Here is a 20,502-nt window from a genome sequence, read left to right as displayed (position 1 = left end):
GCTTTAGTGAATCTGCAGGTCTAGAATCGCAAAAGCTAAAAAAGTTGCGTTAAGGATCAGACATGCCTTCCTCCTGCCCTGAACTCGCCGTTGCCACCGCCGACGTCGCCGCCCGTTCCAAGCCCTGGCGCCTGCCGGCGGCGGTTGGTTTTCCGCTCCTGGCCGCGGTGCTTTTTGCCTTTTTCTTCGCGGCGGCCGCGCCCACGCCGCTGTTCGTCGTGTTCCAGCACGCCTGGGGCTTCTCAGCGTCGATGCTCACGGTGGCGTTCGCGATCTACGCGATTGCGTTGCTGATCGCGCTGCTGGTGGCCGGCTCGCTGTCGGACCACATCGGCCGCCGCCCGGTGGTGCTGGCGGCGCTGGTGCTGCAGGCGGTGGCGATGGGGCTTTTCGTGCTGGCAGAGAACATCGGGGGGCTGATCGTCGCGCGCGTCGTGCAGGGCGTGGCCACGGGCGTTGCGAGCGGCGCGTTGAGCGCGGCGGTGGTCGAGGCGGCGCCGGCATCGCGCAAGCGCCTGGGCGCGATGATCACCAGCGTGTCGCCCCTCGCGGGGCTCGCGGTGGGCGCGCTGTTGACCGGCATGGCGGTCAAGTTCACCGTCCAGCCCGTGATGCTGGTGTTCGGCGTGCTGGCCGTGGTGTTCGCGGTCGGCGCGGCCGTGGTGGTGTGGATGCCCGAGACGGTCACGCCGCGCGCCGGTGCGCTGGCCTCGCTGGTGCCGCGCGTGTCGATTCCCGTGCGGGCCAGGGCCGACTTCGTGCGCGGGCTGCCGGTGTTCATTGCGGTGTGGGCGCTGGGCGGCCTTTACCTGTCGCTCGCACCATCGCTCATGCTGCATGTGTTCCACATCGACAACGGCGTGGTCAATGGCCTCACGGTCGCGGTGCTCTCGGGCTTCGGCGCGCTCGCCCCCACGCTGCTTGGCCGCTTCCCCGCACCGCGCACCGTGGTCTTCGGTGCGGCCAGCATCGCGGTCGGCCTGGTGCTGCTGCTGGCGTCGCTGGCGACGAAGTCGCTCGCGCTGTTCTTCATCGGCACCGCGATTGCGGGCCTGGGCTTCGGCGGTGCGTTCTCGGCGCTGGTGCAGACGCTGGCGCCGCTCGCCGATTCGCACGAGCGCGGAGAACTCTTCGCCGCCATCTTCGTGGTCTGCTACCTCGCGTTCAGCCTGCCGGCGATGCTCGCGGGCTTCCTGGTGAAGCCGCTCGGCCTGCTCAACACGGTGGAAGGCTATGCAGCCGTGCTGCTGGCAATCGCAGCCTTCGGCATCTGGCGGCAGTGGGCGGCGCTGCGCGGCAATGCGCGCAGCCTGCCGGTCAGTGAGTAGCAGCGCCGCGCACTGAGAGCATTGCGCGCGCCGCCTCGGCAAAGCCCACGCCGCGTTCGCCTTGCGTCACGTAGCGCGGCAGGTGCTCCAGCTGCGGCACGAAGCGCGCCACGTTCGCCACGCCGATGCTGTTCGCGAAGGTGCGGAACATCAACTGGTCGTTGGTGGAATCGCCCACGTAGGCCCAGCGGTCGAGCTCGTCGTCGAGCGTGCGGCCCCAGAGTTCGCGCACGATCCAGCGGGCGCCTTCCAGCTTGTCGTTGTCGCCGTACCAGCCGTTGATGTGGATGCTGCTCACCGTGGCGTGCATGCCTTCGCTGCGCATCAGTGCGACGACGTGCGCGATGGTCTCTTCGCTCAACTGCACGAACTCGCTGTGGTCGATGGCGATGTCGGTCTCGCGCCCCGCCGAGTCGGTGGCGCGCTGCGCGCCCGGAATCTCGCGCTCGATGCGCGCGAGCACCGCCTGCATGCGCGCGAAGTTGGCGGCGCGCGTGGGCGCGTCCTGCTGGTAGCGTTTTTCGATCTGACCATCGGCCGTGGGCAGCAGCGCCACCGCGCCGTTCTCCGCCACGATGGCATCGACCGGCCAGGTGTTGACGAAAGGCAGGCTCCAGCCCACCGGCCGGCCCGTGATCGCCACGATGGCGAAGCCGGCCGCCTTCAGGTCGCCGAGCGCCTGCAGCGCATCGGCCGTGATCGCGCCGTCGGTGGTGAGGGTGTCGTCGATGTCCGTGAACACGCCGATGAGCGCGCTGCGTGCCGGCGCCGCCCAGCGGTCGAGCGGCAGCAGATGGGTGGGCGAGGCGGGCAGGGGTGGTGAGGACGACATGGCGATGAATCTCTGGAGAGCCCGAGATCGTACCGGCGCTTTCGTGTAGCATCCCGCCCCCGCCGCGCCTTCCAGGCCGGCGCGGCACTCTCCCATGCCTCACATCCTCGTCGACCACCTCCTCAAGACCTACCGGATTTCCGAGCGCGACCCGGGCGTGATGGGCGCGCTGCGCGGCCTGGTGCAGCGCCGGCACCGCACGGTGGAGGCGCTGTCGGGCGTGTCCTTCGAATTGCAGCGCGGCGAGCTGCTCGGCTTCATCGGGCCGAACGGCGCGGGCAAGTCGACCACCATCAAGATCCTCGCGGGCATCCTGCGGCCCGACGGCGGGCGTGTGGAGATCGACGGCCGCGATCCTTTCGCGGACCGCGAGCGGCACGTCGGGCGCATCGGCGTGGTTTTCGGCCAGCGCACGCAGCTGTGGTGGGATCTGCCCGTGGGCGACGGCTTCGACCTGCTGCGCGACATCTACCGTGTCGACCCGCAGCGCTACCGGCGCACGCGCGACGAACTGGTCGCGCTGCTGCACCTGGAGCGCGTGCTCGACCAGCCGGTGCGCCAGCTCTCGCTGGGCCAGCGCATGCGCGCCGAGATCGCCGCCGCGCTGCTGCACGAGCCCGACATCCTGTTCCTCGACGAGCCGACCATCGGCCTCGACGCGCCCTCCAAGCTCGCGGTGCGCGACTTCGTGCGCCGCGCCAACCGCGAGCGCGGCACCACGGTGCTGCTCACCACGCACGACATGCACGACATCGAGGCACTGGCCCAGCGCGTGATCGTCATCGGTCATGGCCGCGTGCTGGCCGACAGTCCGGTCGAGGCGTTGCGCGCACAGGTGATGGCCGAGCGACGGCTGGTGGTCGACTTCGCACAGGGCGCCGCGCTGCCCGCGCAGGTGCCCGGCGCCACGGTGCGCGCCCGTGACGGGCAGACACTGGTGCTCGACTTCGATCCTTCGGTGACCACTGCGCCGGCCTTGATCGCGCGCATCGCGGCCGAGCATGCGGTGGAAGACATCCGACTCGAAGGCATGGCGATCGAGGCGGTGATCGCGCGCTTCTACGCCATGCACGGAGCGGCCGAGGCGTGACGATGAAGTTGCGGACCCTCGCGCGCCCCTACATCGCGGCCTTCACCTCACGCTTTCTGCAGATGCTGCAGTACCGCACGGCCGCGCTCGCGGGCTTCGCGACGCAATGCTGGTGGGGCGGCATCAAGGTGATGGTGTTTGCTGCCTTCTACGGCGGTACGGCCATCGCGGGCGCGAGTGCGCCGATGTCGCTTGCGGATGCCATCACCTACACGTGGCTGGCGCAGGGGCTGCTCGTGCTGATGCCCTGGCTCAGCGACCCGGAAGTGGCGCAGGCCGTGCGCACCGGCGCGGTCGCTTACGACCGGCTGCGCCCGGTGGATGCCTACGCGCTGTGGTTCGCGCGCAGCGCCGGATGGGTCGCCGCGCGCGTGCTGCCGCGGGTGGCGCTGATGGCTGCGTTCGCTGCGGTTGCCCTGCCGCTGGTGGGGTTGGGCGAGTGGGCTTGGCAGCTGCCGGCGAGCGCAATTGCGGGGCTCGCATTCCTCGCGTCCACGGTGTTGGCGTTGCTGCTGTCGGCATCGATGGTGATGCTGCTCAACGTGGCGGCCACCGCCGCGCTCAACGAGCGCGGCATCAGCGCGGTGGCAACGCCCGTGGTCATCGTGCTGTCGGGCAACCTGCTGCCGCTCGCGCTGTTGCCGGACGCCTGGCAGACCGTACTGCTGATCCAGCCGCTGGCCGGGCTGATGGACATTCCCGCGCGGCTGTACTTCGGGCAACTGGGCGGCTGGCATGCGGTGGCCGCGCTGGGACTGCAGTGCTTCTGGATCGCCGTGCTGGTCGCGGCGGGGCGCTTCGCGATGGGCCGCACGATGCGCAGCCTTCAGATCCAGGGTGGATAGCTGAGATGGGCTCGCTGCCTCTTTTCTTTCGCCTCGTGCGCGCCTCCATCGGCGGCCAGGCGCGCTATCCCGCCTCGGCGCTGATGCTGACCGTCGGCCAGTTCCTCGGGACCGGCATCGAGGTGGTGGCCGTCTGGGCGCTGTTTCACCGTTTTGGCGAAGTGCAGGGCTGGCGCATCGGCGAGGTGGCGCTGTTCTACGGACTGGTCAACTGCATGTTCGCGCTGGCCGATGCATTGGGCCGCGGCTTCGACGTGCTGGGCACCGAGTTCCTGCGCACCGGCGCTTTCGACCGCTTGCTGCTGCGCCCGCGCCCGCTGACGCTGCAGTTGATGGGCAACGACTTCCGCATCAGCCGCGCGGGCCGCCTGCTGCAGGGCCTGGCTGTCGTGGTGTTCGCCACGCAGCAGGCGGGCATCGAATGGACGGCGACCACGGTGGCGATTGCGCTGTTCGCACTGGCCGGCGGCGTCGCGTTGTTCCTCGGCATTTTGGTGCTGCAGGGCACGCTGTCGTTCTGGACCGTCGAGAGCCTGGAGATCGCCAACGTGCTGACCTATGGCGGCGTGCAGGCGGCGCAGTACCCGCTGGCGCTGTATGCGCGGTGGTTCCGCCGTGTGCTGACTTTCGTGGTGCCGCTGGCCTGCGTGGCCTATTACCCGGCGCTGGCGATCCTGGGCAAGGCCGATCCGCTCGGCGCGCCGGGGTGGGTGGGCATCGTGTCGCCGGTCACGGGCTTCGTGTTCCTGGCGGCTGCCTTCGGCGTGTGGCGGCTGGGGTTGCGCCGCTACGCGTCGACGGGCAGCTGAGAAGGTCTCAGCCGATCAGGAAGCGGACCCTGTAGCGCAGCGTGCGTGTGCGCTTGGCTCCGGCCAATTCCTCGAAGTCGTCTCCTGGGCCGGCGGAGGCCATTGCCACGGCGCCACCTGCATACGCCCAGTTGCGATCGCCATAGGCACCCGAGTTATCTGCTTGCGAACCAAGTTCTTCGACCTGCGCGACTGCGCCCAGCGTGACACCCGCTTCCTTCGCAAGAATCAGTGCCTTGCTGCGTGCATGCCGGATGGCTGCCGTACGAGCCTCGGTTTCGGCGCCTTCCTGCGCCTCGAAACGGGGCTGCTGCATGTCGACGCCCATGGCGTAGCGGGAGTTCGTGAACAGCGGTTCGAGCGCATCGAGTGCCTGATAGAGGCGGCGCGTTTCCTTGCAGGCGATCAGCACGCGGTGCGCCACTTCCTGGCCCACGCTGCGTTTCGCATACCAGGGTTGCCAAGCATCACGCCCGCCTTCGGTGATCTCGTCGGGCTTGAGTCCGGCTTCTTTCAGCGTCCGGATCGCGTCGTTGCGCAGGCTGGTCGCCTCGGCCAGTGCGACCTCGGCCTTCGAGGCTTTGACGGTGATCGTCAATGTGGCGCGCTGCTCGACGATCGTCTCGGTCAAGTCACCTAGCCCCGCGACCTGGATGTAGGTTTCCATGACGAGTGCCTATCCCGCGCTCTGCAGCGCCAGCCCCGCATGCTCCCGCAGCGGATGGAAATGAATCTTCGGAAACCGCTCCTGCGCCAGCCGCACGTCGTAGGGCGAGGTGCACAGGAAGGCCAGCGTGTCGGCCGCGTCCTTGGCCATGCGCACCGGGTAGGCGTTGACGAACTCGCGCAGCTCGGCCGGCGTGTCGGCCGTGATCCAGCGCGCGCCCGTGTACTGGCAGCCCTCGAGCCGCACGTCGGCGTCGTACTCGGCCTTCAGGCGGTGCTGCACCACTTCGAACTGCAGCTGGCCGACCGCGCCCAGCAGCATCGGCCCACCGACTTCAGGGCGGAACACCTGAATTGCGCCTTCTTCGCCGAGCTGGGCCAGGCCCTGCTGCAGCTGCTTGGTGCGCAGCGGGTTCTTCAGAATGACCGTCATGAACAGTTCGGGCGCGAAGAAAGGCAGCCCGGTGAACTGCAGGCTCGCGCCATCGGTGATGGTGTCGCCCAGCTGCACGCCGCCATGGGTGGTGAAGCCCACGATGTCGCCTGCATAGGCTTCTTCGACCGCTTCGCGGCGCTGGCTCATGAAAGTCACGACGCTGGTGGGGCGCAGTTCCTTGGACGTGCGCTGCACCTTGAGCTTCATGCCCGGCGTGTACTTGCCCGAGGCCATGCGCACGAAGGCAATGCGGTCGCGGTGGTTGGCGTCCATGTTGGCCTGCACCTTGAAGACCACCCCTGCGAAGTCCTTGTCCTCGGGCTGAATCTCCTTGACCACGGGCTGGCGGTTGACCATCGTGGTGCTGGTGCGCGACTGCGGCGAGGGCGCGAGGTCGACCAGCGCGTCGAGCACTTCCATCACGCCGAAGTTGTTCACGCCCGAGCCGAAGAACACCGGCGTCTGCTTGCCGGCGAGGAACGCTTCGCGGTCCCAGGTGGGCGAGGCGCCGGTGGCCAGCTCCATGCTGTCCATGGCGGTCTCGAAGTCGGCACCGAAGCGCTTGATGAGCGTGTCGCGGTCCGACAGCGGAATGGTCTCGAAGTCGTGCGGCAGCCGTTCGCTGCCCGACTCGAACACCGTCATCGTCTGCGTGCGCAGGTTCATGATCCCGCGGAAGGTCTTGCCCTGGCCGACAGGCCAGGTCATGGGCACGCAGGGCATGCCGAGCTCGCGCTCCACTTCATCCAGGATGTCGAGCGGCTCGCGAACTTCGCGGTCCATCTTGTTGACGAAGGTGATGATGGGCGTGTCGCGCTGGCGGCAGACCTCGATGAGCCGGCGCGTCTGCGCTTCCACGCCGTTCGCGGCGTCGATCACCATCAGCGCCGAGTCGACGGCGGTGAGCACGCGGTAGGTGTCTTCCGAGAAGTCCTTGTGGCCCGGCGTGTCGAGCAGGTTGATCACGTGGTCGCGGTACAGCATCTGCATGACCGAGGAGGCCACCGAGATGCCGCGCTGCTTTTCGATTTCCATCCAGTCGGAGGTGGCGTGGCGCGAGGCCTTGCGTGCCTTCACCGAGCCGGCGATCTGGATCGCGCCGGAGAAAAGCAGCAGCTTTTCGGTCAGCGTGGTCTTGCCGGCGTCAGGGTGGGAAATGATCGCGAAGGTGCGGCGGCGGCGGGTTTCTGAGACAAAAGACAAGATGGGCAATCTGCGGGGGAATGCCGCGATTTTAGAAGGCGGCCCGGAACCGGCTCGCCCTGGGGGCCTAAAAAGCCTCCGTCATCCCATACGCCCGCATCTGTGCCTCGAACTGCGCCACGTCGTGGCTCAGTACCACCAGGTCGTGCGTCACGCCCTGCCGGTCTTTCACGTGCTTGCTGAGCAGCGCCTCGGGCCGGAAGCCCAGCGCCTGGAAGACGGCGATGGCGCTGCGCTGGTCGACGGTCATGCGCGCGACGAGCTTTTCGGCGCCGCGTTCGATGGCCAGGGCGCAGGCCTCCCGCGCGAGCCGGTGGCCGAGGCCGCTGCCGCGCAGTTCTGGCGCGGCCAGAAGCCGCAGTTCGGCCACGTGGCTGGACCACGAATGCGGATCGCGGATCACCGCCGCGCAGCCCAGCACCGCGGTGCCGCGCACCGCGAGCACGCTGTCGATATCGCCGCGCTCGATGGCGCGGACCCAGGCATTCATCACCTTGGGCTCGGTGATGTCGCGCGGCAGGAAGAGCAGGTCGTGCGCGGGCAGGCCCTGCGCGAAAGCCAGCACGGCGGCCGCGTCGTCTGCATTCATCAGGCGCAGGACGATGTTGCCCTCGCTGCTCGTCACGGTGCGCGGATAGGTCCGCGAAAAAGAGTCGGAGACAGCAGTGATGGTCATGTCGATCGCACTCCAAGCCAGTCGTCGAGTTTGGGCCACAGCCGGCGCACCGCGTTGGCGCCCGCGGCCAGGCTGACGTGGCCGCCTTTGAGCACCACTTCCTCCTTGTCGGCCGAGCCGATGTTGGCGACGAGCGGCTGGCCAGCCTCGTAAGGAACGATGTGGTCGTGCTGCGCGAGCGCGTGCAGCACCGGCACCTTGATGTTCTTCAGCAGCACCTTGTGGCCGCCGAGCACCAACTCGTTCTTCAAGAGCTTGTTGTCCCACATCAGCTCTTTGACGGTCTGGCGGAAGTACTCTCCGGCCAGCGGCAGCATCTCGGCGCCCCAGCGGTCGAACATGCGGTACGACTTGACGAATTCGTCATTCGCCATGTTGTCCCAGAGCTGCACCACGCCGGCACTGCGTCCCGCGGGGCGCAGCATGTCGAACGACGCGAACAGCATCTCGGGCGGCACGTTGCCCACCGTGTCGATGAGCCGGTCGACGTCGAAATAACGCCGGTCCGACCACGCATGGAAAAGCTTCATGCGGCTGAAGTCGACGGGCGTGGTGAAGAGCGCGAGGTTCTTGATCGGACCGTCGGGATGCAGCGCCGCATAGAGCGTGGAAAGCACACCGCCCATGCAGTAGCCGACGAGCGTGACGTCTTCCTCGCCGGAGCGCGCCTGCACGCGCCGCAGCGAATCGGGGATGAAGTCGAGCACGTAGTCCTCGATGCGCAACTGCTTTTCCTGCGGGCGCGGCGCGTTCCAATCCATCATGTAGACGTCGTAGCCCTTCAGCAGCAGGTGCTCGACCATGCTCTGGCCCGGCGCGAGGTCCAGGATGTAGCCGCGGTTCGTGGTCGCCATCACGATCAGCAACGGCACGCGGTAGATCTCGTCGACCAGCGGGCGGTAGTGGTACAGGCTCAACGTGCCGCGGCGGTGGATCTCGTCCCGGCCCGTTTGCCCCATGGCCGGCGCGGCCGATGTCAGGAAGTCCAGGCCCTTGAGGTTGCGCTGGATCGCGCGTTCGATCTCCGCGCCGATGTCGGGCAGGGCGAACGCGTCCGCGGTGGCGCTCATCGTGCGCGCTTTCCGGCGGTGCGCTTCGGGGCGGCCGGAGCCGGGGCGGCTGCCTCGGCCTGTGGGGGCTTCCTGGTGCGGCGCGGCTGGGGTGGCGCAGGGGCGGTTGCAGATGCCGCCGGGCCGCGTCCGTTTTCCATGGCGCGGCTGATATTCGCCAGGTGGTCGTCGATGCTCTGCAATTGCTCGCCCAGTGCCTGGATGTCCGCGCGCGTGGGCAGGTTCAGCATCGTGAGGTAGCGCGCCATCAGGTCGCCCAGTGCCTTCTGCGCGGTGAGCGAGGCGTTCATGCCGCCGTGCATGCCCTGGCGGAACGGGTCCGAGGCCATGGTCTCGTTGGCGAATTCATTGGTGCTCTTTTCCCATTGGGCCGTGAGTTCGCGCCACATGGCCATCGGGTCGAGAGAGGAGAACTTGTTCATGGACAGAGGCCCCGTCGTCTATCGGTCGTTCAATCAATGGTCGCGAAGCTGCCCGGTGTGCGCGGCGATGGCGTCGATGATCTGCGGCCACATCGGGATCGGCAGCGCATGGCCCATGCGCGGAATGCGCAGCAGCTTCGCGCCCGCAATGGCGTCGGCCACATCGACGCCGCACTCGACCGGCACCAGCGGATCGGCGTCGCCATGGATCACCAGCGTTGGCACCTGCACGTCGCGCAGCGCGGGCTTGCGGTTGCCGGACGCGAAGATCGCCGCCAGCTGGCGCGCCACGCCGCCCGGGTTGAGCCCGCGCAGGAAGATGAGCTGCGCACGTTCGGCATCGCGCGCTTCGTCGAGCGGAAAGCCGGGGCCGCGCAGCACGCGCCAGACCTTCTTGTAATGCGGCAGGTAGGCGTCGAAGGAGAGCGGCGTCGGCGAGAACAGCACCGCCATCGCCTCGGGCGTGGGCGGCGGCAATGCCGGGTTGCCGGTCGTCGACATGATGCTGGTGAACGAGCGCATGCGCTCCGGATGATGGATGGCCATCTCCTGCCCGATGGCGCCGCCCATCGAGGCGCCGACGATGTGTGCGCGCTCGATGCCGAGCGCATCGAGCAGGCCGATGCAGTCGTTGGCCATGTCGCGCAGCGTGTAGGGCACCGCGAGCGGCTTGCCCGCCATGGCCTGCAGCATCAGCGCCTGGATGTCGGGAACGCCCAGGTGCGTCAGGTGCGTCGAATGGCCGATGTCGCGGTTGTCGAAGCGGATCACGCGATGGCGGCCCGCCTCGGCGAGACGGGCGCAGAACGCGTCGTCCCAGGCGACCATCTGGGCGCCGAGGCCCATGATGAGCACGAGCGGCGACGCGTCGGGGTCGCCGAAGCTGTCCCACGCGATTTCAACGCCGTTGACGAGCCTGCGCCGCTCGATGGGAGGTGGGACGGCGGTCATCGCGCGAGCGCCTTGCGCCTACTTGCGCTGCAGCATCTTGGTCACTTCGTCCACGTTGGACTGGATGCGCTGGCGCACGACGTCGAAGGCATCGGCCTGCGACTTGGCCGCGAGGTTGGCGAGTTCCTTGATGTCGTCGATGGCGCGCTGGAACGACTGGCGGCCGAGCTCGTCGAGCTTGGCGAGGTTGGCCTTGGCGTCCTTGCCGGGCATTTCCTTGGCGGCCGCCTGCCATTCGGTGATGGCGCTCTTGATCATCTCGGTCTGCCGCTGCACCACCGTCTGCAGGCCCTGGTAGGACTTTTCGTTGGCCTGCATCAGCGCCTGCAGGTCCTTGCGGCCGCTTTCGAGCAGCTTGCCCGCGCCGCCGGTCAAGTTGAGTTCCTGCAGGCGATCGGTCATGCCCTTGAGATTCTTCAGCGGGTTGAGCATGTCGGCGGCGCTGGGGCCCGCCGCCTTGGTGCTGCTGCTACTGCTGGCTGTGGTCTTCTTGGCTGCGGCTTTCTTGGCAGTGGCCATGGTGCGGTATCTCCTGTGTCGGGTGAACGGGTGAGTGGCAAACAAGGACCGGCCGGACGGCAAAAGTCCCTCGCCACGATACGCCGCACCGGCGCGCCCGCGGTCCCCGCAGCGACAAATTTGCCTGCGGGATTTCCCTTGGGTGACTTGCCTTCGCCTTACATCGGCGGCGCGAAGCCGTTGCGCCCGGCCGTCACGCGCAGCGCCGTCGGCGTGCCGTTCTTTTCCTGCGCATTGACCAGCACCTTGGCGCCGGGCACCAGCAGCGCCTCGGTTCCGGCGCGGAAGGTCACGACCGGCACGTCGGGCGGCACGATGACCGTCTTCTCGCCGCCCTTGTAGGTCAGGCGCAGTTGCTGCCCGCCGTGCACCGACTTCGGCGCCGCGGCCAGGTCGGCCACGGTGGCGTTGGTCATGGTGCTCTGCGGCAGCAGGTCCCACGGGCGATGGCCTTCGCCGGTGCCGCGCGCGGCCTCGGGGAACACCACGACTTCGAGCGCCTTCTGCGTGCCGTCGGCCTGCGGCATGGCGGCGGTGCCGATGAAGCTGCCTTTCTTGATGTCGGCGAGCTTGATGCGGTAGACCTCCGACAGCTGCATGTCGGCCGGCCGCGCAAGGCTGACGACCTCGCCGCCGCGGTCCTGCACGACGAGTGTCTTCGCGTCGACGCGGACGATGGTGCCGCGGATGCGGACTTGTTCGGAGGCTGCCTGCGCCGAGGCGGCGATCGGTGCGGCAGCGGCGGCGAGAAGTGCGGTCGCTGCCAGCAGGGTCGATGGGATTCTGTAGAGCATGGGAGGGGTCTTGGTGTTGGAGTGCGGATCAATGTACGCCTCGAAAACGAAACGCGCTTCCCGTCATGCGGGATACCCGAGCGGTTGGCTAGGGCCGGCACCCCGTCTACAATCCGCCGTTCCGAGGAGCGTTGCAGCGCCATCAAGGCGTGAGGCTCGGACCACATCGCAACCACGCTCACCCGCTGTTCTCGCGGTGAGTCCTTTTTCCGTCAGACCCCGTACGCAGTGGCATCTTTCAAACCAGTTTTGGAGTTCTCATGAGCGCCGTTCTCAAGCCCACCCCCGTTTCGACCGCCGACCAGGCGATTGCCGACCTGTCCCTCGCCGCCTGGGGCCGCAAGGAAATCCGCATTGCGGAAACCGAGATGCCCGGCCTGATGGCCATCCGCGAAGAATTCTCGAAGGCGCAGCCGCTCAAGGGCGCGCGCATCACCGGTTCGCTGCACATGACCATTCAAACGGCCGTGCTGATCGAGACACTGCAAGCCCTGGGCGCCACCGTGCGCTGGGCCTCGTGCAACATCTTCTCGACGCAGGACCACGCCGCTGCGGCCATCGCCGCTTCGGGCACGCCGGTGTTCGCGATCAAGGGCGAGTCGCTCGAAGACTACTGGGGCTACACCCACAGCATCTTCGACTTCGGCCCCAAGGGCTCGAAGGGCGAAGGCCCGAACATGATCCTGGACGACGGCGGCGACGCGACGCTCCTGATGCACCTGGGCCAACGCGCCGAGAAGGACCAGAGCGTGCTGGCCAACCCGACCAGCGAGGAAGAACGCATCCTCTACGCCGCGATCAAGGCCAAGCTGGCTGTCGACAGCACCTGGTACACCCGCAAGTCCGCTGAAATCATCGGCGTGACCGAAGAGACGACCACCGGCGTGCACCGCCTGAACGAGATGAGCGCCAAGGGCACGCTGCTGTTCCGCGCCATCAACGTGAACGACTCGGTCACCAAGAGCAAGTTCGACAACCTGTACGGCTGCCGCGAATCGCTGGTGGACGGCATCAAGCGCGCGACCGACGTGATGATCGCCGGCAAGGTGGCCTGCGTGGCCGGCTACGGCGACGTGGGCAAGGGCTCGGCCCAGGCGCTGCGCGCACTGTCGGCGCAAGTGTGGGTCACTGAAATCGACCCCATCAACGCCCTGCAGGCCGCGATGGAAGGCTACAAGGTCGTGACGATGGAATACGCCGCCGACAAGGCCGACATCTTCGTGACGACCACCGGCAACAAGGACGTCATCACGCACGACACGATGGCCAAGATGAAGGACCAGGCCATCGTCTGCAACATCGGCCACTTCGACAACGAGATCGATGTCGCGTCGATCGAGAAGTACGAGTGGGAAGAAATCAAGCCGCAGGTCGACCACATCACCTTCCCGGACGGCAAGAAGATCATCCTCTTGGCCAAGGGCCGCCTGGTGAACCTGGGCTGCGGCACGGGCCACCCGAGCTTCGTGATGTCGTCGTCGTTCGCGAACCAGACCATCGCCCAGATCGAGCTCTTCACCAAGCCCGATGCTTATCAAGCCGGCAAGGTCTACGTGCTGCCCAAGCACCTGGACGAAAAGGTCGCGCGCCTGCACCTGAAGAAGGTCGGCGCGATGCTGACCGAGCTGACCGATGCGCAAGCTGCTTACATCGGCGTGAGCAAGAACGGCCCCTACAAGCCGGACACGTACCGCTACTGAGCGAATGATGAAAAACCTTCGTGCCTCGCACTGCGGTGCGAGCTTGCTTGGGTCGGTCCGGCGCTTCGCTCATGCGCGCTGACCAACTGCTGGTGGAACGCGGCCTCGCCGCGTCGCGTTCGCAGGCCGTGCGGCTCATTGCCGGCGGCATGCGCTGGCGCGATGCGGGCACGAGCGACGCATGGCGCTCGGTCGTCAAGAACAAGGACGAGGTGCCCGAATCCGCCGAGCTCGCGCTCGACGATGCGGCCGAGGCGCGCTACGTCTCGCGCGGCGGGCTCAAGCTCGAAGGTGCTCTGGCTGTCAGCGGTGTCGATCCCGCCGGCAAGCTGTGCCTCGATGTGGGCCAGTCGACCGGCGGCTTCACCGATTGCCTGCTGCAACGCGGCGCGACGAAGGTCGTGGGCGTCGATGTCGGCCACGGGCAACTGCATGCGAAGTTGCGCGAGGACGAGCGCGTGGTCGCCATCGAAGGCGTCAATGCGCGGGCGTTGACGGCCGCCGATCTGCAGGTGGGCCATGACGAGGCCTCCGAGGCGGAAGATGCCGCGGAGGTCGGCGAGGCGCTCGAAGCCCTGGCCGAGCCGCGCTTCGACCTCATCGTCGGTGACCTGTCATTCATCTCGCTCACGCTGGTGCTGCCGGCCGTGGTGCAGTTCCTGGCCGACGACGGCCAGCTCCTGATGCTGGTCAAGCCGCAGTTCGAGCTGCAACCCGGCCAGGTCGGCAAGGGTGGCATCGTGCGCGACGCGGCGATGTACGAGATCGTCGAGAAGCGCCTGCACGATGCCTGCGCGGCGCTCGACCTTCGCGTGCTGCGGTGGTTCGACAGCCCGATCGCCGGTGGCGACGGCAACCGCGAGTTTTTCATTCACGCCGTGCGCGCATCCGGCGCGACCGGTTCCTAAGGAGACGCAGGTGCGCCTTCCGCTGAGTTTCGAATTCTTCCCGACCAAGACGCCCGAAGGCGCGGTCAAGCTGCGCGCGGTGCGCCAGCAGCTGTATGTGCGCAAGCCCCAGTTCTGCTCGGTCACTTACGGCGCGGGCGGCTCCACGCACCAGGGCACCTTCGGTGCGGTGCAGGAGATCCTGAACGAAGGCGTCGATGCCGCCAGCCACTTCTCTTGCATCGGCGCCACGCGCGCCACGGTGCGGGAGCAACTGGCCGAACTGAAAGCGATGGGCGTCAAGCGCCTGGTGGCGTTGCGCGGCGACCTGCCGAGCGGCTACGGCATCGGCGGCGAGTTCCAGTATGCGAGCGACCTTGTGGCCTTCATCCGCGAGGAAACGGGCAGCGACTTCCACATCGAGGTGGCCTGCTATCCCGAAGTGCACCCGCAGGCCCGCTCGCCCGAGGCCGACCTGCAGGCCTTCGCCGCCAAGGTGAAGGCGGGTGCCGATTCGGCCATCACGCAGTATTTCTTCAGCCCCGAGGCCTACTTCCGCTTCGTCGACGACGTGCGCAAGCTCGGCATCGACACGCCGATCGTGCCGGGCATCATGCCCATCACGAGTTCGACGCAGCTCATGCGTTTCTCGGATGCCTGCGGCGCCGAGATTCCGCGCTGGATCCGCCTGCGCCTGCAGGGCTTTGGCGACGACACGGCCTCGATCAAGGCCTTCGGCCTGGACGTGGTGACCGACCTCTGCGCGCGCCTGCGTGACGGCGGCGCACCCGCGATCCACTTCTACACGATGAACCAGTCGGCGGCGACGCTGGCTGTGCTGGAGCGCCTCGATTGAGAGGGCGTGCCGCAGGTTCGCCGCTGCGCACTGGGCTTCGCCTCGTGCTCGTCGCGGCCACCTGCGTGCTGGCGGGTTGCGCCATGCCACCCGCTACCGAAGGGGGGGCCGATCCGGGGGCGACCGCGGCCTCGCGCTTGCGGCCGCTTTCGAAGGGGCTGGCGGTTCCGCCGGGCGCCTCGGCGCGGTCGGATGTGCCTTCGGTGCGCTACGACCTCGCGGTGTCCGGCACTGGCGAACTCACGCCTGACGACGGCGTGCCCGGCGACGGCGGCCCGCGCGAGATCTTCGAGCGCGGCGGGGCGTCCTGGTACGGCATCCAGTTCCACCAGCGCAAGACGGCGAGCGGCGAACGCTTCGACATGTCGGCCCTGACGGCCGCCCACAAGACCCTGCCGTTCGGAACGCGCGTCTGCGTGCGCAGCCTGGTCAACGGCAGCGAGGTGATGGTGCGCATCAATGATCGCGGGCCCTATGCGCAAGGCCGCGTGATCGACCTGAGCCGCGCCGCTGCGGAGCGCATCGGCCTGATCGGGCTTGGAATCAAGCAGGTGGCGCTGTCGGTCGTCGGCCCCACGGGCATGCGCTGCGGCGGTGTCGATGTGGAGCCGGGCGATGCGGCCGCACCCGTGGCGCCTGGGGCCGATCGCGCCAAGGCCACGGTGCCGGCGCGCCGCAAGGCGGCTGTGCCGCAGCGCCGTCGCCGCTGAAAGGAAAGGGCGGTCAGCCGCCGCTGTCGAGCGAAAAGGTCGCGTTCCGGTCCTGCGCCAGCTTCTCGGCCAGCTGCGGCAAGGCTGCCGCGAGCAGCGGCTTCAGGGTGTAGGGCGGATTGATCAGGAACATGCCGCTGGCCGGCAGCCCGGGCCGCTTGGTCTCGCCGGTCGGTGTGGCCGTCAACTTGCTCGACTTGACCGTCAGCGTGGCATGCAGCCACGGCTTGCCGGCCTTGGTCGCCATGGTCTTGAGCCGGCGTGGCAGGTCGTGCGCCTCGGGCCGCGGAATGATCGGATACCAGACCGCATACGTGCCGGTGGCGAAGCGCTTGAGCGCCTCGGCCGCGAAGTCGAGCACCCGGGCGTAGTCGCTCTTGATTTCGTAGCTCGGGTCCATCAGCACCAGCGCGCGGCGGGACGGCGGCGGCAGGAACTTGGTCGCGCTGCCGAAGCCGTCTTCACGCAGCACGGCGATCTGGCGGCCGGCCTCGAGCTGGGCGATGTTGGCGTCGAGCGTGCGGGCGTCGGTCGGGTGCAGCTCGAACAGCTTGAGCTTGTCGTGGTCGCGCAGCAGGTGCTGTACGATGAACGGCGAGCCGGGGTAGACGCGGGCGCCGCCCTTGGGGTTGAAGTCGTGGATGACCTCGAGGTAGCGCGCGATCGCGTCCGCCAGCGGTGCCTCGGCGTCCGTCGGCACTTTCTTGGCCGCCGACTTTGCGGTGGGCACGGCGGTGGCGGGCTCCTTGGGAGGGGCAAGCAGGCGCAGGATGCCGTCGGCCGCTTCGCCGCTGGTGTCGGCGTAGTCGCCATCGAGCCGGTAGAGGCCCGCGCCGGCGTGGGTGTCGACGACCGTGAGGGCGGCTTCCTTTTCAAGCAGGTGGTCGAGCGTGGCAATCAGCACCGTGTGCTTGAGCACGTCGGCGTGGTTGCCGGCATGGAAGGCGTGGCGGTAACTGAACATGAGGGATTCCGGGATAGGTGGCAGATGCGCAACAGCCTCTTCAATGAAGCCGCGGTAACATCAAATTACAAAACTAGAGGGAAACAGGATGAGTCCGTCGAACTGGAGATTTTGGGGCCTCGCGGCCACGATGGGAATTTTGTCGGTCCTGGGCGGCTGCGCTGCCGTCAGCCAGGGGCTCGATCAGCCAATGCGCGTCGACGTCCTGTCGCAGACCGGGGAGATCATTCCCGATGCGAGATGCAGGGCCGTCAACGACAAGGCCAAGGTGAGGATGCGGTCCGGCCGGGTCATCGGCGTGCGCCGCTCGCGGGCCGACCTGGTGATCCAGTGCACCGTCGACGGGCAGGGCGTGGCCACGGGGCAGGCGATCTCGCGGCCCAACATCGGTTTCCTGGGCAATTTCGTCATAGCCGGTGGCGTGATCGGCGCGGCGGTCGACGACAGCGCCGGCACGGCCTACACCTATCCGACCTGGATCCAGATGGTCATCGGGGAAGAGCGCCTCTACGACCGCAGCGGGCACCGCGATGAAAGCCTGGACACCGGCACGCTGGTGCGCAAGCTCGATGTCCCGGCCACAAAGGCCGCGGTGCTGACCGGGCCTGTGACGGCGCCAGTGCGCTGAAGGGCCCCTGCCGGGGCTAAATTGGCCAGGTCGGCCAATTCTTCATATAATCGCGGGCTTCGCAGCGTTTTTGTGGCCCCGCGGCGAAGGCATTCAATCCGTTTTTCGGGGCGAATGAAACCCCACCTAAGAGATTCCCGTCAGAGGAACGCCGACCGTGGAAAAGGGCTCGCCAAACCCTCTTTTCAAGAGAAAAACTCATGACCAAAACGTTCAGCGCCAAGCCCGCTGACGTGACGCACGAGTGGTTTGTGATTGACGCGACCGACAAGGTCCTCGGACGAGTAGCCAGCGAAGTTGCTCTCCGTTTGCGCGGCAAACACAAGGCCATTTACACGCCTCACGTCGATACCGGTGACTTCATCGTCATCATCAACGCCGCGCAACTGCGCGTCACCGGCGCCAAGTCGATCGACAAGGTGTACTACCGTCACTCGGGCTATCCCGGCGGTATCACGGCGACGAACTTCCGCGACATGCAGAACAAGCACCCGGGCCGCGCCCTGGAAAAGGCTGTCAAGGGCATGCTGCCCAAGGGCCCGCTTGGTTACGCGATGATCAAGAAACTCAAGGTGTACGGTGGTGCAGAGCACCCGCATACCGCCCAACAGCCCAAAGTGCTGGAACTGTAAGGAGCCTTGAGAATGATTGGTGAATGGAACAATGGCACCGGCCGTCGCAAATCCAGCGTCGCCCGTGTGTTTCTGAAAAAAGGCACCGGCAAGATCACGGTCAACGGCAAGGACATCCAAGAGTTCTTCGGCCGCGAAACCTCGATCATGATTGCCAAGCAGCCCCTGGCGCTGACCAACAACCTCGAAGCTTTCGACGTGATGGTCAACGTGAACGGTGGCGGCGAATCGGGTCAAGCCGGCGCCACGCGCCACGGCATCACCCGTGCGCTGATCGACTACGACGCGACGCTCAAGCCCGTCCTGAGCCAAGCCGGCTTTGTGACGCGCGATGCACGTGAAGTCGAACGTAAGAAGGTCGGTCTGCACTCCGCCCGTCGTCGCAAGCAGTTCAGCAAGCGCTGATCCTGTTCATTGCGAACCAGAAGCCGCCTTCGGGCGGCTTTTTCATTGGGTGCATCTTGGCGGGTGTGGTTTTCGACCCCACTTGCGATGGGTGCACGCCGCAGGCATCCTGCCGAGAATGCGGTGTTGCAGTAGCATTCGTTCCCTTGGCCGCATGTCCGGCCACCCCCAAGGAGTTACCCCTCATGAGCGCCGTAGCCGAAAACATCCAGACCCAGATGCCCGAGCCGATCGTCTTCACCGACAGCGCGGCAGCCAAGGTGGCCGACCTGATCGCCGAAGAAGGCAATCCCGAGCTGAAGCTGCGCGTATTCGTGCAGGGCGGCGGTTGCTCCGGCTTCCAGTACGGTTTCACCTTCGACGAGATCACCAACGAAGACGACACCACCATGACCAAGAACGGTGTGTCGCTGCTGATCGATGCCATGAGCTACCAGTACCTGGTCGGTGCCGAGATCGACTACAAGGAAGATCTCCAGGGTGCCCAGTTCGTGATCAAGAACCCGAACGCCACCAGCACCTGCGGCTGCGGATCGAGCTTCTCGGCCTGATGCCTGGATGCCGCTGACAAGGCCCCTCCAAGAAAGCCGCCTCCGGGCGGCTTTTTGCTGGCCGTCGTTTTTCGCTTCCCTTTTTCTTCTCCCATGACGTCTGAAGCCGCCACCCCCGTCGACCCCGCCCGCAAGAGCCTGCTCTGGCTCGTAGCCGTCGGCTTCTTCATGCAGACGCTGGACGCCACCATCATCAACACCGCGTTGCCGGCCATGGCCGCGAGCCTGAACGTGAGCCCGCTGCGCATGCAGTCGGTGGTGGTGGCCTATGCGCTCACGATGGCGATGCTGATCCCCGCCTCGGGCTGGATCGCCGACCGCTTCGGCACGCGGCGCATCTTTTTCTCGGCGATCGTGCTGTTCGCCGGCGGTTCGGTGCTTTGCGCTCTGTCGCAGGGGCTGGGACAGCTCGTGGCGGCGCGGGTGGTGCAGGGCCTGGGCGGCGCCTTGCTGCTGCCCGTGGGGCGTCTGGCGCTGCTGCGCACGGTGCCGCGCGGCGAATTCCTCCAGGCAATGAGCTTCGTCGCGATCCCGGGGCTCATCGGGCCTCTGCTGGGCCCCACGCTGGGCGGATGGCTGGTGCAGTACGCCTCCTGGCACTGGATTTTCCTGATCAACGTGCCGGTGGGGCTGGCGGGCTGCATCGCCACGCTCAGGTACATGCCGGACCTGCGCGGTGCCATCCAGAAGCGCTTCGACAGCGTGGGCTACGCGATGCTGGCCTTCGGCATGGTGGCGATTTCGCTGGCGCTCGATGGCGTGTCCGAACTCGGCCTGCGCCAGGGTGGTGTGATGGTCGTGCTGATCTTTGGCTTCGCGAGCGTGGTGGCCTACTGGCTGCGTGCCGCGCGCACGCCCGAGCCGCTGTTCGCGCCATCGTTGTTCGGTGTGCCAACGCTCAGCATCGGGCTGATCGGCAACCTGTTCTCGCGCCTGGGCAGCAGCTGCATGCCTTTTCTCGTGCCGCTGCTGCTGCAGGTGTCGATGGGCTATTCGCCTGTAAGGGCCGGCTTGATGATGCTGCCGATCGCCCTGGCAGGCATGGCCATGAAGCGCTTCGCCACGCCCCTGATCACCCGCCATGGCTACCGCAAGGTGCTGCTCGTCAACACGGTGCTGGTGGGCTGCACGATGGCCAGCTTCGGCCTGACGGCGCCCGGCCAGCCCGTGGCGTTGCATGTGCTGCAACTGCTGGCTTTCGGCGCGGTCAATTCCCTGCAGTTCACCGCGATGAACACGATCACCCTCAAGGACCTGGACGGCAGCATGGCCAGCAGCGGCAACAGCCTGCTGTCGATGGTGCAAATGCTGGCGATGAGCTTGGGCGTGGCGGCAGCCGGTGCGGTGCTGGCGGGCTACAACGGGATCTTCGGCACAGAGACGGCGGCCCACACGCTCAGTGCGTTCCAGGCCACTTTCGCGAGCATGGGGTTGATCACGGTGGCATCTGCACTCATCTTCTGGCATCTGCCGGCAGAAGTGCGTGCGGCACAACCTGCGCAGCCGGAGGTTTCCGGCCAGGGTTGAA

At 67.0% G+C, this 20,502-nt stretch carries 23 protein-coding genes and 1 riboswitch; of the genes, 13 read left to right on the top strand and 10 right to left on the bottom strand.

Annotated features, from left to right (window positions below):
* Positions 1 to 62: 62 nt before the first annotated feature.
* Complete coding sequence (locus J2W23_RS14095) at positions 63 to 1,328, top strand: MFS transporter (RefSeq protein WP_307649174.1); 1,266 nt, start codon at positions 63 to 65, stop codon at positions 1,326 to 1,328.
* Here J2W23_RS14095 and J2W23_RS14090 read toward each other — a convergent pair.
* Positions 1,318 to 2,160, bottom strand: a complete 843-nt coding sequence (locus tag J2W23_RS14090; RefSeq protein WP_307649173.1) for an HAD-IIB family hydrolase — start codon at positions 2,158 to 2,160, stop codon at positions 1,318 to 1,320. The two genes, J2W23_RS14095 and J2W23_RS14090, sit on opposite strands and share 11 nt — an antisense overlap.
* A 94-nt stretch (positions 2,161 to 2,254) precedes the next feature.
* On the opposite strand from J2W23_RS14090, the gene J2W23_RS14085 reads away from it, so the two are divergent.
* From J2W23_RS14085 to J2W23_RS14075, 3 genes are read left to right on the top strand one after another with little or no spacing between them, the layout of a single operon-like run.
* Positions 2,255 to 3,250: an ABC transporter ATP-binding protein gene (locus J2W23_RS14085; protein WP_307649172.1), complete on the top strand. Its 996-nt coding sequence runs from the start codon at positions 2,255 to 2,257 to the stop codon at positions 3,248 to 3,250.
* 2 nt (positions 3,251 to 3,252) lie between these two features.
* Positions 3,253 to 4,095, top strand: coding sequence for an ABC transporter permease (locus J2W23_RS14080; RefSeq protein WP_307649171.1), 843 nt, complete (start codon positions 3,253 to 3,255; stop codon positions 4,093 to 4,095).
* Positions 4,096 to 4,100: 5 nt separating this feature from the next.
* Entirely contained in the window at positions 4,101 to 4,904 is an 804-nt protein-coding gene (locus J2W23_RS14075; RefSeq protein ID WP_307649170.1) for an ABC transporter permease, read from the top strand.
* A 7-nt stretch (positions 4,905 to 4,911) separates the two neighbouring features.
* Here the strand turns inward: J2W23_RS14075 and J2W23_RS14070 are convergent, their stop codons facing one another.
* The 8 genes from J2W23_RS14070 to J2W23_RS14035 form a co-directional block, all read right to left on the bottom strand.
* A complete protein-coding gene (locus J2W23_RS14070; protein WP_176661638.1) occupies positions 4,912 to 5,571 on the bottom strand; it encodes an SIMPL domain-containing protein in 660 nt (219 codons plus the stop codon).
* A 9-nt stretch (positions 5,572 to 5,580) separates the two neighbouring features.
* On the bottom strand, positions 5,581 to 7,209 hold the full coding sequence (locus tag J2W23_RS14065; RefSeq protein WP_176661639.1) for a peptide chain release factor 3: 1,629 nt from the start codon (positions 7,207 to 7,209) through the stop codon (positions 5,581 to 5,583).
* Between the two features lie 67 nt (positions 7,210 to 7,276).
* Positions 7,277 to 7,885 (bottom strand): GNAT family N-acetyltransferase, encoded by a 609-nt coding sequence (locus J2W23_RS14060; RefSeq protein ID WP_307649169.1) that lies wholly within the window; start codon positions 7,883 to 7,885, stop codon positions 7,277 to 7,279.
* Complete coding sequence (locus J2W23_RS14055) at positions 7,882 to 8,955, bottom strand: alpha/beta fold hydrolase (RefSeq protein ID WP_307649168.1); 1,074 nt, start codon at positions 8,953 to 8,955, stop codon at positions 7,882 to 7,884. Before J2W23_RS14055 ends, J2W23_RS14060 begins: the two co-directional genes overlap by 4 nt.
* Positions 8,952 to 9,377, bottom strand: coding sequence for a hypothetical protein (locus J2W23_RS14050; RefSeq protein WP_307649167.1), 426 nt, complete (start codon positions 9,375 to 9,377; stop codon positions 8,952 to 8,954). The genes J2W23_RS14055 and J2W23_RS14050 overlap by 4 nt, the downstream gene beginning before the upstream one ends.
* A gap of 33 nt (positions 9,378 to 9,410) precedes the next feature.
* Positions 9,411 to 10,328 carry an alpha/beta fold hydrolase gene (locus J2W23_RS14045; RefSeq protein WP_176661643.1) on the bottom strand — a complete coding sequence of 306 codons (918 nt, stop codon included), beginning with the start codon at positions 10,326 to 10,328 and terminating at the stop codon, positions 9,411 to 9,413.
* 18 nt (positions 10,329 to 10,346) lie between these two features.
* Positions 10,347 to 10,847 (bottom strand): TIGR01841 family phasin, encoded by a 501-nt coding sequence (gene phaP / locus J2W23_RS14040; protein WP_176661644.1) that lies wholly within the window; start codon positions 10,845 to 10,847, stop codon positions 10,347 to 10,349.
* Positions 10,848 to 11,005: 158 nt separating this feature from the next.
* Complete coding sequence (locus J2W23_RS14035) at positions 11,006 to 11,641, bottom strand: hypothetical protein (protein ID WP_176661645.1); 636 nt, start codon at positions 11,639 to 11,641, stop codon at positions 11,006 to 11,008.
* A gap of 117 nt (positions 11,642 to 11,758) precedes the next feature.
* Positions 11,759 to 11,828: riboswitch (S-adenosyl-L-homocysteine riboswitch) on the top strand.
* 73 nt (positions 11,829 to 11,901) lie between these two features.
* Between J2W23_RS14035 and ahcY the strand changes: the two genes are divergently transcribed.
* The 4 genes from ahcY (at position 11,902) to J2W23_RS14015 (ending at position 15,794) form a co-directional block, all read left to right on the top strand.
* Entirely contained in the window at positions 11,902 to 13,341 is a 1,440-nt protein-coding gene (gene ahcY / locus J2W23_RS14030) for an adenosylhomocysteinase (protein WP_093246604.1), read from the top strand.
* 71 nt (positions 13,342 to 13,412) lie between these two features.
* The gene (locus J2W23_RS14025) at positions 13,413 to 14,249 is read left to right on the top strand and encodes a TlyA family RNA methyltransferase (RefSeq protein WP_307649166.1); all 837 of its coding nucleotides are present in this window, start codon (positions 13,413 to 13,415) and stop codon (positions 14,247 to 14,249) included.
* Positions 14,250 to 14,259: 10 nt separating this feature from the next.
* Positions 14,260 to 15,084, top strand: a complete 825-nt coding sequence (metF, locus tag J2W23_RS14020) for a methylenetetrahydrofolate reductase [NAD(P)H] (RefSeq protein ID WP_307649165.1) — start codon at positions 14,260 to 14,262, stop codon at positions 15,082 to 15,084.
* An 83-nt stretch (positions 15,085 to 15,167) separates the two neighbouring features.
* Entirely contained in the window at positions 15,168 to 15,794 is a 627-nt protein-coding gene (locus J2W23_RS14015) for a septal ring lytic transglycosylase RlpA family protein (RefSeq protein ID WP_307649164.1), read from the top strand.
* 13 nt (positions 15,795 to 15,807) lie between these two features.
* Here J2W23_RS14015 and J2W23_RS14010 read toward each other — a convergent pair whose 3' ends face one another.
* Positions 15,808 to 16,758 (bottom strand): 23S rRNA (adenine(2030)-N(6))-methyltransferase RlmJ, encoded by a 951-nt coding sequence (locus J2W23_RS14010; protein WP_307649163.1) that lies wholly within the window; start codon positions 16,756 to 16,758, stop codon positions 15,808 to 15,810.
* Between the two features lie 190 nt (positions 16,759 to 16,948).
* Between J2W23_RS14010 and J2W23_RS14005 the strand changes: the two genes are divergently transcribed.
* The 5 genes from J2W23_RS14005 to mdtD all read left to right on the top strand — a co-directional run bounded on the left by J2W23_RS14005 (position 16,949) and on the right by mdtD (position 20,501).
* Positions 16,949 to 17,386: a hypothetical protein gene (locus J2W23_RS14005; protein ID WP_176661649.1), complete on the top strand. Its 438-nt coding sequence runs from the start codon at positions 16,949 to 16,951 to the stop codon at positions 17,384 to 17,386.
* Positions 17,387 to 17,586: 200 nt separating this feature from the next.
* A complete protein-coding gene (gene rplM, locus J2W23_RS14000; RefSeq protein WP_007827946.1) occupies positions 17,587 to 18,018 on the top strand; it encodes a 50S ribosomal protein L13 in 432 nt (143 codons plus the stop codon).
* A gap of 12 nt (positions 18,019 to 18,030) precedes the next feature.
* Positions 18,031 to 18,423 carry a 30S ribosomal protein S9 gene (gene rpsI / locus J2W23_RS13995; protein WP_007827948.1) on the top strand — a complete coding sequence of 131 codons (393 nt, stop codon included), beginning with the start codon at positions 18,031 to 18,033 and terminating at the stop codon, positions 18,421 to 18,423.
* 185 nt (positions 18,424 to 18,608) lie between these two features.
* Complete coding sequence (gene erpA / locus J2W23_RS13990; RefSeq protein WP_013543663.1) at positions 18,609 to 18,974, top strand: iron-sulfur cluster insertion protein ErpA; 366 nt, start codon at positions 18,609 to 18,611, stop codon at positions 18,972 to 18,974.
* A gap of 93 nt (positions 18,975 to 19,067) precedes the next feature.
* Positions 19,068 to 20,501 carry a multidrug transporter subunit MdtD gene (gene mdtD / locus J2W23_RS13985; protein WP_307649162.1) on the top strand — a complete coding sequence of 478 codons (1,434 nt, stop codon included), beginning with the start codon at positions 19,068 to 19,070 and terminating at the stop codon, positions 20,499 to 20,501.
* Position 20,502: the final 1 nt, after the last annotated feature.

Source organism: Variovorax boronicumulans (assembly GCF_030812215.1).
Classification (GTDB): Bacteria; Pseudomonadota; Gammaproteobacteria; order Burkholderiales; family Burkholderiaceae_C; genus Variovorax; species Variovorax boronicumulans_C.
This window is presented reverse-complemented; position numbering and strand designations above follow the sequence as displayed.